Origin of the sequence: Bacillus oleivorans (assembly GCF_900207585.1) — a bacterium.
In the GTDB taxonomy this organism is placed as follows: domain Bacteria; phylum Bacillota; class Bacilli; order Bacillales; family JC228; genus Bacillus_BF; species Bacillus_BF oleivorans.
In genome coordinates, this window is the sequence record NZ_OAOP01000003.1 from 20,043 (window position 1) to 33,918 (window position 13,876).

Annotated in this window: 12 protein-coding genes; 11 read left to right on the forward strand and 1 reads right to left on the reverse strand. The window is 38.1% G+C overall.

Going from position 1 to position 13,876, the window contains the following annotated elements:
- Window positions 1-143: 143 nt before the first annotated feature.
- Window positions 144-1,370, forward strand: a complete 1,227-nt coding sequence (locus tag CRO56_RS07390; RefSeq protein WP_097157982.1) for an amidohydrolase — start codon at window positions 144-146, stop codon at window positions 1,368-1,370.
- A gap of 330 nt (window positions 1,371-1,700) precedes the next feature.
- Here CRO56_RS07390 and CRO56_RS07395 read toward each other — a convergent pair whose 3' ends face one another.
- Window positions 1,701-3,149, reverse strand: a complete 1,449-nt coding sequence (locus CRO56_RS07395) for a flavin monoamine oxidase family protein (RefSeq protein ID WP_245855737.1) — start codon at window positions 3,147-3,149, stop codon at window positions 1,701-1,703.
- A gap of 403 nt (window positions 3,150-3,552) precedes the next feature.
- Between CRO56_RS07395 and CRO56_RS07400 the strand changes: the two genes are divergently transcribed.
- The 10 genes from CRO56_RS07400 (at window position 3,553) to CRO56_RS07445 (ending at window position 13,873) form a co-directional block, all read left to right on the forward strand.
- Window positions 3,553-4,158 carry a TetR/AcrR family transcriptional regulator gene (locus CRO56_RS07400; protein WP_097157984.1) on the forward strand — a complete coding sequence of 202 codons (606 nt, stop codon included), beginning with the start codon at window positions 3,553-3,555 and terminating at the stop codon, window positions 4,156-4,158.
- Between the two features lie 13 nt (window positions 4,159-4,171).
- A complete protein-coding gene (locus tag CRO56_RS07405; protein ID WP_097157985.1) occupies window positions 4,172-5,665 on the forward strand; it encodes an o-succinylbenzoate--CoA ligase in 1,494 nt (497 codons plus the stop codon).
- A gap of 4 nt (window positions 5,666-5,669) precedes the next feature.
- A complete protein-coding gene (locus tag CRO56_RS07410; protein ID WP_097157986.1) occupies window positions 5,670-6,086 on the forward strand; it encodes a MaoC family dehydratase in 417 nt (138 codons plus the stop codon).
- A complete protein-coding gene (locus tag CRO56_RS07415; protein WP_097157987.1) occupies window positions 6,083-7,090 on the forward strand; it encodes a 3-oxoacyl-ACP synthase in 1,008 nt (335 codons plus the stop codon). The genes CRO56_RS07410 and CRO56_RS07415 overlap by 4 nt, the downstream gene beginning before the upstream one ends.
- Window positions 7,091-7,436: 346 nt before the next feature.
- Window positions 7,437-8,222, forward strand: a complete 786-nt coding sequence (locus CRO56_RS07420; RefSeq protein WP_097157988.1) for a glucose 1-dehydrogenase — start codon at window positions 7,437-7,439, stop codon at window positions 8,220-8,222.
- Between the two features lie 110 nt (window positions 8,223-8,332).
- Complete coding sequence (locus tag CRO56_RS07425) at window positions 8,333-9,097, forward strand: DeoR/GlpR family DNA-binding transcription regulator (RefSeq protein WP_179714206.1); 765 nt, start codon at window positions 8,333-8,335, stop codon at window positions 9,095-9,097.
- Between the two features lie 100 nt (window positions 9,098-9,197).
- Entirely contained in the window at window positions 9,198-10,004 is an 807-nt protein-coding gene (locus tag CRO56_RS07430; protein ID WP_097157990.1) for a BtpA/SgcQ family protein, read from the forward strand.
- 705 nt (window positions 10,005-10,709) lie between these two features.
- Entirely contained in the window at window positions 10,710-11,507 is a 798-nt protein-coding gene (locus CRO56_RS07435) for an SDR family oxidoreductase (RefSeq protein ID WP_097157991.1), read from the forward strand.
- Between the two features lie 45 nt (window positions 11,508-11,552).
- The gene (locus tag CRO56_RS07440; protein WP_097157992.1) at window positions 11,553-12,218 is read left to right on the forward strand and encodes a cyclase family protein; all 666 of its coding nucleotides are present in this window, start codon (window positions 11,553-11,555) and stop codon (window positions 12,216-12,218) included.
- Window positions 12,219-12,340: 122 nt separating this feature from the next.
- Window positions 12,341-13,873, forward strand: a complete 1,533-nt coding sequence (locus CRO56_RS07445) for an FGGY-family carbohydrate kinase (RefSeq protein WP_097157993.1) — start codon at window positions 12,341-12,343, stop codon at window positions 13,871-13,873.
- Window positions 13,874-13,876: the final 3 nt, after the last annotated feature.

The following is a 13,876-nucleotide window of genomic DNA, read 5'->3' on the forward strand; positions in this document are numbered from 1 at the left end:
GGAGAGTAGGCCGAAGGTAAAATAGGTCATAGTAAGGGTCCAATTCTCTCAACTTACTTATTTAGCGACAATCGGCCCTCTATTTATCTTTGTGAGGTTCTCCTGTTTATTTCAATTTTAGACAATACGAAAGGGTGAATAAAATGAGTTATTGGCTAAAAAATGTACGATTAGAAACAGGCTATAAAAAAGAGAACGGACAAGTTATCGGTACGGAGACAAAATTATATCATTTAGTCATTGAGAATGGGAAAATTAGCAGAATTGCAGAGTCACCAGAATCAATTCCAAATAATGTTGAAGTGAAAGATGCAAAAGGGTTATTGATGCTTCCATCCTTTGTAGAAAAGCATGTTCATTTGGATAAAACCTATATGGGAGGGGAGTGGAAAGCCTGTATTCCAGCATCGGGTGTGGTGGAAAGATGTCAAATTGAAAAAAATAAGTTGGCGTCCATCCCATTAAGTACAAGGGAACGGGCAGAAGCATTACTTGACGTCTTGTTAGCAGTAGGTTCTACCCATGTTAGAACCCATGTCGATATTTATCCTGAGGTGGGACTGCGGAACCTGGATGGTGTTAAGCAAGCACTGGAAGCCTATTCGGATAAGGTTAGCTCTGAAGTCGTTGCATTTGCTCAACATGGTTTGCTGCGGTCGGGAACGGTTGAGCTGATTAGAGATGCTGTTCGAAATGGGGCAGGAATAGTGGGCTCTGTAGATCCAGCGACGGTGGATAACGATATTGAAAAATCCCTTGTAACGTTAATGGATATAGCCGTTGAGGGAAACGCTGATATAGATTTACACCTTCATGATCCCGGTCACCTAGGTACCTTTACCATGAAACGGCTTGCCTATTTAACGAAGCAAGCTGGATGGGAAGGAAGAGTGGCTGTCAGCCATGCGTTTGGACTTGGAGATGTATCGAGAGAAGAAGTGCGTGAAATGGCATACATATTGAAGGATGCAGGCATTTCAATTGTAACTAGTCTCCCAATTGGCAGAGGAGTTCCTGTTGACTTGTTAACAGAATGTGGTGTGGAAATAGCGGTTGGAAATGATAATATTTTCGATTCATGGTGGCCAACTGGAAATGGAGATATTCTGGAAAGAGCGGGACGATTGCTGGAACGATACAGATGGACGAATGAGGTAGCTCTATCACAGGCTCTCAGGTTTATTACAGGAGGCAAAACACCGTTAGACCGCAATGGTAATCAGGTTTGGCCGAAGGAAGGAGAACAGGCAAATATGATTCTTGTGGATGCCAGCTGTTCTGCAGAAGCCATGGCCAGACGGTCGAAGCGAAAAGCCGTATTTTATAAAGGGAAATTGGTATCTGGGAGTTTAGATAACAATGCATATTAAGAAGTAGAGTGGAAAATAAACGATCTTTAAATTAAGGGACAGGGTATGATGTGAAAGGTGGGTTACAGACTAGTGTAGAGTAGGGAATGATTTAAAATACGATTTACTCTCAAGTATAATTTTTGTATAAACCGTGTAGAAATAAAAAGACGAGGTGTTAGCGCACCCCTCCAGACAGCTACACACCGCAAGAAGTGCGGTTGACTATTTAATTGGTTTTTTTCTCAGAAAAAGAAGTGATCACCCACACAACTAGTCAGGAGAGGGCGGTTACTTCTTTTTTCTATTGGTGACAGGTGAGGAGATTTTACAAGAGTGGAGCATAATCTATTATGTACTAAAAAAAGTTCTCGGAAGGTTGGTTACTTCGTGGGCAACCCTTATGCCTGATTGGATGGCACCCTCAATCCAAGCAGGCATAGTGGATGTATGCTCGCCAGCAAAATGTACCCTTCCCTCAGGAGTAGGGATGTAAGGAAATAATTCTGTTTCCTGTCCGGGTTTAAACATGGAGAATGCCCCACCAGAAAACGGATATTGTGACCAAACCTGGGAAGCTCCTGTTAAAAACGTTTCATCAACTTGTTGACCATGGACGGTTTTCAAGTTATCTAGTGCATTTCGAATACGGTCTTCTTCTGATAAATTATCCCATGACAACGTATCATCTTCCCACGTATAACTGGCTAAAATGATTCCTGAACCTGTTGAACCTATTAAATGGCTAGGATAATAAGCAAATCTGATTGGTAAATCCGTCATCATTTTGCCGCCCCTGATCCCTTCCCTTTCCCAAAATCTGTTTTTAAATTGCAGTCCGATTTTTGTAGATGATACATAGTGAAGTTCTCGTATGGCTTTCCACTTATGATGGGAAAAAGAATCTCGTGGTGTAATTTCTATAAATGGCAGTAATGAAAAAGGAATCGTTACAATGGCAAGGTCACCAGTAACTGTTAAAGGTCGTTGGCTTTGTATGTGTCTGGAATAAATGGAGACTTGATTATTGTGTTGCACAATTCTTGTCATTTGGTATCCAAAGTAAAGGTCTTCCTTTAATTGCGGAAGGAAAGCATTGGGAAGTCGGTCATTACCACCCTCGATTTCGTAAAATTTTATGTCTGGGCTAAATAGAGGTAACAGTTCTCTAAGGATAGCCGGAAAAGAGAGTTCTGGAAATCCCTCTAGACCGACAAGAACCTTAATGCTTTCAATCGCACCGGGTGATAGACTTGGCCCTACCGGATTGTACTTTAAAAAATAGCTCATTGAATATTTATCAAATTCCCTAACGACTATAGGCCAATTTTGAATTGGATTTTGATTGATAAAATCAGCTACCGGCTTGATTGCTAATAAAAGTAACTCTTCGGCTGATTTACCTTTTTCATGATGTTCTACCGGGTAATTCAGGATATCAGGGTTCCGTAAATAAATCGATCGGTTCGTTTTAATTCCGTTGGCAAAAATGAGATCGTTCGGTGTGGTATTCAAAAACGGATTAACACGTAATCCGAATTTTTTAATGTACTCCAACACTAAATAATGATTATGAGGAATACGCATGGCACCCATATCAAGATATAAATTGTCCATAAATGGTTCCCGTTTGGTAAAAACACGACCTCCAACCCTATGGGTTGCTTCTAAAATAGTAATATCGTGTCCCGCATCCTTTAGTAGGGATGCAGCAACTAATCCTGACATACCTGCGCCGACAATAATGATTTTTTTTTGGATCTGTGATATTCCAAGTCCATTTCTGATGGTCGACAGCATTTGATCAGTTGTTAACTGAGTTCTATAAATGGACAATGTTTTTTCTCCTTTCCGGTTACCCCTACTCTCTAAGGATAGATAATTGTTCATAATTCATTACTACTATCCTATTCCTCTAGGTTTATCCTTTATGAGGGGGCAACTAGTATTTTGAAAACCAAGACTGCTTATATTTCAGAGATAAGCGCTGGGGATCAGGCACTTTTTTTGTCTATCATTCATTTAGAACCCCATCTGCCAAGCAATATACTTTACAACGTACACTGCCTATTATCCATTTAAAGCAGCCGAAGCTATCTAAACAAGCTGCGTGAAAAGCACACTGTTAAATATTCATAAAATTATAATAATATTGACAATTAACTATCAGGTATTTATAATCAAAAACTGAGAGGTGATTCAGGTGTTGGAAAATACAATCAAAGACATCCAAAATTTATCAAAGAAAGGGCTGGAAACAAGGGCGAAAATATTAAATGCCGCTGAAAAAGTATTTGGGGAGAAAGGTTATTATGAAGCATCAGTTGTTAATATTACTCAGGAGGCTGAGGTAGGCCAAGGGACTTTTTATAATTACTTTGAGTCGAAAAAGCACGTATATGATGAGCTGATTCAACAGTATAGCCGGGAATTGCGTATCACCATAAAAGAAGAAATGAAAAAGGCAATAACTCATGAAGAAGCTCAACGTTATGGTTTCAAAGCATTTTTTAATTGGGTTAAAGATCATCCAGCTTTATATAGTATTGTTCAACAAGCGGTAGTAGTTGATCAAGAATTGTATCGTTGGTATTACAATAAGCTAGCCTCCGGATTTTTAAAAAGCTTGTCGCAAGGCGTGCAAGAGGGAGAATTTAGGGAAACCCATTTAGAAACGGTCGCCTATTGTTTAATGTCGATTGGACAATTTTTAGGAATGCGTTGGGTATTCTGGGAAGGACAAGATGTGCCAGATGAGGTTTTTGATGCTGCCATGACATTGGTTTTTAAGGGTATTAAGAAGCATTAGAGGAGGGGGACGTATGCAAGGAATTTCCTACTGGATTGAAAAACGAGCAGTCGTGAATCCGAATCGTCTTGCTATTATTACAGACCAGGAACAGCTTACATACAAACAATTGAACCAGCAAATCCGAAATGTTTCCGCCTTTTTTATGAATGAAATGAAGGTGAAAAAAGGAGATCGGATTGGTATTTTATCTCATAATCGGCTTGAGTACATGGTTTTATTATTTGCAATCGCAAAAATTCAATGTGTCGCGGTACCATTGAATAGCCGTTTAAATGTAAATGAATTAGTGTATCAGCTTACTGATAGTGAAACGGCTGTGTTAGTAATAGAAAATGCCTTTTTTGAAATGGGAAAAAGTATAGAAAAAGTCACAGGTGTGAAACTTGTAAAGATTGAAAGCTTGCGCCATATCGATTCAGCGAATGAGCCATGTCATTACGAAAAAATTGACGAACATGATCCCTATATTATTTGCTATACATCCGGAACAACCGGATGGCCAAAGGGTGCGGTATTAACGCAAAGCAATATGTATTGGAATGCAATCAACAATATTTTAGGGCTAGATTTAACTTCACGAGACAAATCGATTGTGTTGCTTCCGCTTTTCCATATTGGCGGCATAGGATTATTTGCGCTGCCTACCTTATTTACGGGTGGAGCCGTTATTATACCGGGTAAGTTTGTACCAGAAAAAGTAATTTCAATGATTGAAAAACATCAGGCTACCATCGTAATGGGGGTACCGACTATACATCAGGCTCTCATGGATTGTCCTTCCTTTCAAACAGCAAATTTACAATCTGTTCGCTGGTTTTATAGCGGAGGTGCGCCGTGCCCGGTGGAACTGATTCAAGCTTTTTATGATAAAGGCTATCTTTTTGGTCAAGGTTTTGGTCTAACTGAAACATCTCCTACTGTTTTTCTACTCTCTCGGGAGGATGCCCCGCGAAAAATCGGTTCGATCGGTAAGCCTGTTATGTACTGTGATTATAGACTTGTAGATTCGGAAGGAAACGACGTTGAACCAGGAGAAGTGGGCCATTTAATCATACGCGGTCCAAATGTCATGAAAGAATATTGGAATAAGCCTAAAGCGACCAAAGAAGCGATTCAGGATGGCTGGTTTCATACAGGAGATTTGGCGCGAATAGATGAGGAAGGCTTCGTTTACATTGTGGGAAGAAAAAAAGAAATGCTTATTTCTGGAGGTGAAAATATTTATCCGCTTGAAGTGGAACAAGTGATTCGCCAGCTGCCAGAGGTTCAAGAAGTGGCTGTTGTAGGAGGTACAGATCCTAAATGGGGCGAGATTCCGATCGCATTTATCGCCAAAAAAGAGAGCGCTTACATCGAGGCTGATACCGTGATTAGTCACTGCAAGCAATATTTAGCTAAATATAAAGTCCCTAAAGAGATTCATTTTGTGGATGAACTGCCTAAGAACGCAACAGGTAAAATCCAAAAGAATCTTTTAACTAAATATGATAAGCAGGTAAAATAGGAAGATGGAAAGATTCACAAAAGGTCAGTCTGCTTCTTGCAGTAAGACGTTTACGGAAGATGATATTAAAATTTTTGCTGAACTAAGCGGTGATTATAATCCGATTCATGTCGATCCTGATTATGCAAAGAATACTAGATTTCGAGCACCGATTGCCCATGGTTTATTAACATCTAGTTTGTTATCACAGCTTTTAGGATTTCGACTTCCTGGTGAAGGTTCCATTTATGTGGAACAGACGATTCGGTTTACTGCGCCAGTATATATAGGAGATACCATTACAGCTACAGGTACCGTACTAGAATATATCGAGGAAAAAAATATCATTAAACTATTAACAGAGTGTCGCAATCAAGATAATATTCTAGTTTTAACTGGAACTGCCGTTATGATGGTGCCTAAGGAAGGAGAAGTAATATGAGGGATCCAATCGGAATCGAGGCAACAAGCGTTTATTTTCCAAATCAAGTCGAAACGGCAGCATCTTTAGCCGACAAAACAGGAATTCCAGAGAAAGTGATTATTGATAAATTTGGATTATACCAAAAACATGTTTCAGATAGAAAAGAGCATGCTTCTGATTTAGCGATTGAAGCAGCCAGGCCTATATTATCAAAGGTTGATCCGCTATCCATTGATGTTGTGATTTATTTTGGGAGTCCCCATAAGGATTATTATGTCTGGTCTTCATCAGCAAAAATTTCCTATGAACTAGGAACCAAGAATGCCTATGCATTTGAATTAATGAATGTGAGTTCTTGTTTTCCAATAGCCCTGAAAGTGGCAAAAGATATGCTTATTTCAGATCGATCGATTGAAAACATTCTATTAGTAGGCGGTTGTAAAGAATCGCAAATTGTGGATTACAATAATCCGCGTTCACGTTTTATGTTTAATTTTGCTGATGGAGGAGCAGCCGCCTTAGTGAAACGGGGGGCAACAAAAAGTGAGATTTTAGAAAGTTCATTTATTACCGATGGATCATTTCATCAAGATGTCCTTATTCCTGCAGGCGGTTCCGTAAATTTTGCTACTCACGATACAGTTGAAAATCGAATGCATTATATCGATGTAACGAATCCCGCCAGCATGAAGGAAAGACTAGACCCCATTTCGATCCCTAATTTTCATCGTGTTATACAGCAATCCCTTGAAAAAAGCGGGTTAACAATCGCTGATCTTCAATTGCTGTTTCCACTCCATACCAAACGCTCCATGTTCCAACAATTATTAGAGGGATTAAATTTAACAGAAGAACAATCAGTCTATCTTGATCATTTTGGCCATATGTCCGCACTTGATCCTTGTGTGGGTCTGCATGTAGCCATCAAAAAAAACCAAATCAAAAAAGGGGATATTACAGTAGCAGTTAGTGCTGGAACTGGATACACTTGGGCAGCTACCACGATTAAATGGAATGGTTGAAAAAGTGGAGAACTTTTTTCAAAAACTATGAATGGATATTTTAAGCTTTCAAAAGGAATGGTCGGAACGGTATGGAACTTAAAATACAAAGCGTTCAACAAGCATCAAAATAAAGATAACAAGAAATTCAAGCTCTCAGCCTAAATCATAAGCCATAACCAATATTCGTTTAATATTTCACTCACAAAATTAATTTGTGAGTGATTTTTTTATTATTGGAAATAATACGTTTCAGCAAATCGTTTCATTTGACTGAAAACGGATTCAGGTTTAAAATTACATTGCATTAAAGATATATTAATTCGAGATATCTTAATAAAAACAAACATGAAGGGAAGTCATCAGAATGAGTAATCGTTTCGACGGTAAAGTTGTACTAATCACTGGTGGAGGTTCGGGTTTAGGACGAGCAGCTGCTTTGCAAGTCGCTAAAGAAGGGGCAAAGCTTTCATTAGTGGACCTGAATCAAGAAGGGTTAGAGGAAACAAAACGACAAATTGCTGAAAGTGCGCCAAATGCAGAAGTGCTTTTAATTACAGCCAACGTAGCCAATGAAGAAGAAGTAAAAAATTATGTCAGCCAAACCGTTGAAAAATACGGGAGAATTGATGGATTCTTTAACAATGCAGGTATTGAAGGAAAACAAAATCCAACTGAAGATTATGGATCCGATGAATTCCAAAAAGTCGTAAGTATCAACCTAAATGGTGTATTCTACGGATTAAAATATGTACTGGCACAAATGAAAAAACAAGGGTCCGGTTCGATTGTGAATACAGCATCTGTAGGCGGTATTCGCGGTGTCGGCAATCAATCCGGTTACGCAGCCAGCAAACATGGTGTCGTAGGTTTAACGAGAAACTCTGGTATCGAATATGGACAATACGGCATTACAATCAATGCTATTGCTCCAGGTGCGATCATGACACCAATGGTAGAAGCGTCATTAAAACAAATCGACCCGGAAAATTGGGAAGAAGTCGGCAAACAATTTGTTCAGCCAAACCCAATGAAACGCTTCGGAAAACCAGAAGAAGTTGGTTATCTAGTTGCATTCTTACTATCAGATCAGTCTAGCTTTATCAATGCGGCTGTTGTTCCAATTGATGGCGGACAGTCTTACAAATATTAAAACATGGGGACGGTTCTTCTGTTTCACAAAGATTCTCAATTCCCAAATAATTTTTAAAAAAGATAAAACTCCTTATTGATAATTCGAACATATAAAGTTATCATATGAACATGAATAATGTTAGAAATCGTCAAAAAGAAATAATAGAAATACTAAATCAAACAGAAAAAGTGTTAATTAGTGATCTTAGTGATCAATTTAATGTTTCGGAAATGACATTAAGAAGAGACTTAGAAGTTCTCGCCCAAAAAGGAGTGATAAAGCGAATTAGGGGTGGAGCGGTTAAGATTAATCAAGGATCATATGAGTTACCATTTGAACTCCGTTGCGACAAGAATCATGATGTAAAAGAAAGAATTAGTAAAGTTGCCGCTAACATGATTAAGGACGGAGAAACCGTAGTCATTGACACAGGGACAACAGCTTTAGCTGTAGCGGAAAAGCTTAAAGAAAGAAACAATTTAACTATTATAACATCAAGTCTAAGAGTAGCCTGGTTATTGGCAGATCGCCCAAATTTAAACTTGATTATTACAGGTGGTGTTGTAAGAACTGGAGAAAGATCACTTATTGGTGAATTCACAGAAGATGTTTATGATCACTTCTTTCCCGATACTTTTATAGCTGGAGTTGGTGGTGTGGATCCAATAAATGGTTTTACTGACTTTAATCTTGAAGACACAAGGGTAAAAAAGAAGGCCATTAAAGTATCACAACGAACAATCGTAGTTGCCGATGATAGTAAGCTTGGAAAAACAGCCTTTGCGAAGATAGCTTCATTGGAAGAAGTAGATACATTTATTACAAATAAAACATCAAATACGGAAGCTATTAATCAATTAAAGAAAAAAGACCTAACTGTGGTTTTAGCGTAAATTTAAATAGAATTAATCATTAGAAAGGGGGAGTATCTATTATTTTTATTTGTAGTCAACTAACTATTAAACAAGGATTTTAGAAAGGAAGTTTTCGTTTATGACATGGTTGAAGGATGTACTAGGAACAGAAAAAGCAGTTATAGCGATGTGTCATTTATTACCATTACCAGGTGATCCATACTTTGATAAGGAAAAGGGAATGGACTATGTAGTAGAAATGGCTCGTAAGGATTTACACGCACTTCAGGATGGTGGTGTAGATGCTGTAATGTTTTCAAATGAGTTTAGCTTACCTTATCTGACTGATGTTAAGACAGAAACGGTAGCAGCTATGGCGCGTATAATTGGTGAACTCATGAGTGATATAAAAATTCCATTTGGTGTAAACGTCTTATGGGATGCTAAGAAATCTCTGGATTTAGCTGCGGCAACTGGTGCAAGCTTTGTTCGTGAAATTTTTACGGGTGTCTATGCTAGTGATTTTGGTACATGGGACACTAACATAGGGGAAACTATAAGACATCAATATAGAATTGGTGCCGAAAATGTAAAGTTATTATTTAATATTGTTCCAGAAGCAGCAAAATATTTAGCAGATCGAGATATTGAAAGTATCGCTAAGTCAACTGTATTTAATAATCGCCCAGATGCATTGTGTGTATCAGGACTTACTGCGGGTGCCCAAACAGATGCCCAATTACTAAAGAAAGTTAAAGACGTGGTTCCAGAAACGGTTGTTCTAGCTAATACAGGAGTTAGATTGGAAAACCTCGAAGAGCAATTGTCAGTAGCTGATGGAGCCGTTACTGGAACTACATTCAAATATGAAGGAAAATTTGAAAACCACGTTGACATCAAAAGGGTAAAAGAATTCATGGATAAAGTAAAACAATTTCGCTCATAAAACATTACCAACTAGCGCAAGGCCACTTTCGGAGAATAGCACGTTGTTCCTTGTGCAAAGGTGTCTGTAATCACTGATAAGGAAAAAGAATATGGTCTTCAACAACATCCCCATTCTCGCTATTAGCCTAATTCTGACGGTGGATTTGTTTAATATGAACAACTTTTTTTGTGTTAAATAACCATCCAAGCCGAATTAATACCAAATTTTTATGAATTTAAAGGACAATGTTAATTTTTTACAGCATTTAAATAATTATAAAGAATCTAAATATATAAAATTTTATTGACAATTATACAGACCCCTAACATAATAAAACATAAGTGAACAAATATATGTTAAAAATGAGCGAAGTTGTGAGTGTGATGCCCTTTTTAAGAAAAAATAAAAAACAAGAATCATAATTTTATAGGAAATTCACTTAATTTTGAAAGCGTTAACACACTCGTACGATTTAGCCGCTAGTATTCTAAGACGTTCTATCGAATTTCTTGAACCAAAAGTGATCGGACAAAAATGTTTGTTACAACCAACCTGATTATTTTTTAACTTAAGAATTCAAAACATTCTGTCCATATGGGTTGTTAAATGTTCAGTGACATAGAATGGTAGATTTTTCAGTTGTTTAGGGTAGTTTGGATTTCAGATTTGATTACATAAAATAGTTAGTCATTCTTAAATTATTTCAATAGAGGGGATGTTAATATGGGAAGATTGGAATCAAAAATTGCGATTATAACAGGAGCGGGTTCAGGTATTGGCAAAGCGACTGCACTTGTTTTTGCCCAAGAAGGTGCTCACGTCATTTGCGCAGATATTAACTTGGAAGCTGCAGGGGCTGTAGTTAAAGAAATTAAAGAAAATAATGGTGAAGTAACTGCATTATTTGTAGATGTTGCGGACGAAAAGAGTGTTATTGAATTTGCCGAACAATGTAAGGAGAAGTTTGGCAGAGTAGATGTGCTCTTCAATAATGCTGGAATTGATACGGCTGGTGGTAAGTTACATAATTATTCAACCGAGCTTTGGGACAAAATTATGGCGGTTGATTTAAGAGGAACATTCTTAGTGAGTAAATATATCATTCCATTAATGTTGGACAATGGCGGATCTATCATTAACTGTTCTTCTGTTTCTGGAATTGGAGCAGACTTTAATCGTGCCGGATACAATGCTGCAAAAGGTGGAGTACACAATTTAACGAAGACAATGGCAATTGATTATGCAAGAGATGGTATACGTGTTAATCAGATTGCCCCAGGAACCATTGATACACCACTAATTGAGCAAATCCTTGGAGAAGAAGGGGCTAGAAAGTTTAAAAAGTCCTACGAATTAGTGGATCCAATGGGTAGATTGGGTAAACCGGAAGAGGTAGCAAAAGTCGTTCTATTCTTAGCATCAGACGATAGCAGTTATGTTACAGGTGAATCCATTTTAATCGATGGTGGACACATGGCTTATACTTGGCCAGGAGAATTATTATCAGACCTTGTGAAATGATGAATTGTCATTTTAAAAAATCATGTTGATAAAGGAGGAAAAGAGATGGTAAAGATTAAAAAGATCATTGATTTATCTCAACCTTTGTTCCATAACTGTCCTGGTTGGGCTACATATAAAATGACAGAAGTAAATTATGAAGCTGTCTATCCAGTTGATGGATTTACGGCTGAAAGAATTGATTTAAATGTCCATACGGCAACACATATGGATGCACCCTTTCATTTTTTCCCAGAGGGTAAAAAGATTGATGAATTTCCAATCAGCCAATTTGTAGGGGAAGCAGTACCAATTGATTTATTTGGCATTGCACCTGAAGAGCCAATTAGAAGAGAGCACCTCGAACCATATGCTGACAAAGTAAAACCTGGTGATATCATTTTACTTTGTACAGGCTGGAGTGAAAAAAGAGGATATACAAAAGATTACTATTATGAATGGCCGTTTTTATCCAGAGAAGGTGCTGAATGGATCGTTGAAAAACAGCTTAAAGGCGTCGGTATTGATGGATTAAGTATAGGCGGTTGGGCAGAAGGAAATGGTCCGCCAGCACATGAAGTTCTATTAAGTAATGAAGTTTGGCCATTAGAGGAACTTAATTTGACAAAAGAGTTGCTCACAGAAGAACGTTGGTTTTTATGTGCGTTTCCGCTAAAGTTACAAGGTTTTGGTGGTGCACCGGTACGTGCAGTTGCTATGAAGTTTGAATAAAGAAAAGGAGAGGGTAGATTCATAAACTGCCAAATCTACCCTCTATTAATCTATATAATGTAACCCCTTTCATAGATTTAATAACCCTTAGATTCTTTTATTAATGGGAAAGGAGGACATCAATGGCATATGTATTAGGGATTGATATTGGCACATACGAATCAAAAGGTGTACTCGTAGATCGCTTCGGCAAAATTATCGTAACAAAATCAGTGCCTCATAAAATGGAAGTTCCTAAACCAGGCTGGGCGGAACATGATGCAGAAAATGTTTGGTGGAATGATTTTAAAGTTTTAAGCAGCACGATCGTAAATGATGCGAAAAGTAATTTTGGAATCTCACCAGCAGAAATTTTGGCTGTTGGTGTCAGTTCGATTGGTCCTGCTGTTGTTCCAATTGATCAAAATGGCAGGCCATTAAGAAAGGCAATTCTTTATGGAGTCGATACACGTGCGCAAGAAGAGATTCAATTACTTAATGCAGAAATTGGTGAAGATGCCATTTTTGATAACTCTGGCCAAGTCCTTTCAGCGCAATCAGCGGGTCCCAAAATTCTTTGGATTAAAAGAAATGAACCGGAAGTTTATGAGAAAACATATAAGTTCCTTTGCGGATCAGGCTATGTCGTTTATAAACTAACGAACGAACTGATTATCGATCGTTACACGGCAGCATCCTATTCTCCGTTATTTCATATTCATGACTTAACTTGGAATCAAGATACGGTTTCAAACATTACCGAGATAGATAAGTTACCAGAGTTAGTGTGGAGTAACGAAATCGTTGGTCATGTTAACGAAAAAGCGGCAGAAGAAACCGGTCTTGTAAAAGGAACAAAAGTCATAGCTGGAACAGTAGATGCCTTGTCTGAGTCGATTAGTATCGGGTCCATTCATCCAGGAGATTTAATGTTAATGTATGGAAGTTCCACTTTCTTCATTAATGTTTCCGATTCATTCCAGAAAACGAAAAAGTTTTGGCCTAATATTCATAGTATGGAAGGGCTTTACACGGTTACAGGTGGAACCTCTACAGCTGGTTCTTTAACGAGATGGTATGTAGATGAACTGATGCTTCAGTTTATGAATAAGGAAGAATCGAAAAACGTAAACATGTCCGAACTGTATACATATATAACGCAGGAAGCAGAGAAAAGTCCTGTTGGTGCAAACGGGCTAATTACTCTTCCATACTTTAGCGGGGAAAGAACACCCATACATCACGCTAGTGCAAAAGGAATGATGTTTGGTCTTACCCTTCGACATACGAGTGCGGATATTTACCGTTCGATTGTAGAAGGAATTGCTTTTTCCATCCGACATAATATTGATGAAATGAAAAAATTAAATACATCTATTAATAGGATCTTAATTGTCGGAGGCGGAGTGAAAAGCAAGCTATGGGTGCAAAGTGTCAGTGATATTTGTCAAATTAAGCAAATTGTACCGAAAACGATTGTTGGCGCTTCTTATGGAAACGCTTTCCTATGTGCGTTGGCATTAGGATGGTATTCAAAGCTTGAGGATATCGACGAGTGGGTGGAAATAGCCTACGAAGTAGAACCGCTGAAGGAAAATTATGAAGCACTTGAGCGTAATTACGAAATATATAGAGAGCTATATGAAAATACGAAAAAGTTAATGGATAACCTTTAATAA

What these genes read in the sequence shown, in the direction of transcription:
- CRO56_RS07410 (WP_097157986.1), top strand. Translation starts at nt 5,670, where the DNA reads ATGGAAAGATTCACAAAAGGTCAGTCTGCTTCTTGCAGTAAGACGTTT.
- CRO56_RS07390 (WP_097157982.1), top strand. Translation starts at nt 144, where the DNA reads ATGAGTTATTGGCTAAAAAATGTACGATTAGAAACAGGCTATAAAAAA.
- CRO56_RS07435 (WP_097157991.1), top strand. Translation starts at nt 10,710, where the DNA reads ATGGGAAGATTGGAATCAAAAATTGCGATTATAACAGGAGCGGGTTCA.
- CRO56_RS07440 (WP_097157992.1), top strand. Translation starts at nt 11,553, where the DNA reads ATGGTAAAGATTAAAAAGATCATTGATTTATCTCAACCTTTGTTCCAT.
- CRO56_RS07415 (WP_097157987.1), top strand. Translation starts at nt 6,083, where the DNA reads ATGAGGGATCCAATCGGAATCGAGGCAACAAGCGTTTATTTTCCAAAT.
- CRO56_RS07445 (WP_097157993.1), top strand. Translation starts at nt 12,341, where the DNA reads ATGGCATATGTATTAGGGATTGATATTGGCACATACGAATCAAAAGGT.
- CRO56_RS07425 (WP_179714206.1), top strand. Translation starts at nt 8,333, where the DNA reads ATGAATAATGTTAGAAATCGTCAAAAAGAAATAATAGAAATACTAAAT.
- CRO56_RS07420 (WP_097157988.1), top strand. Translation starts at nt 7,437, where the DNA reads ATGAGTAATCGTTTCGACGGTAAAGTTGTACTAATCACTGGTGGAGGT.
- CRO56_RS07430 (WP_097157990.1), top strand. Translation starts at nt 9,198, where the DNA reads ATGACATGGTTGAAGGATGTACTAGGAACAGAAAAAGCAGTTATAGCG.
- CRO56_RS07395 (WP_245855737.1), bottom strand. Translation starts at nt 3,149, where the DNA reads ATGCTGTCGACCATCAGAAATGGACTTGGAATATCACAGATCCAAAAA.
- CRO56_RS07405 (WP_097157985.1), top strand. Translation starts at nt 4,172, where the DNA reads ATGCAAGGAATTTCCTACTGGATTGAAAAACGAGCAGTCGTGAATCCG.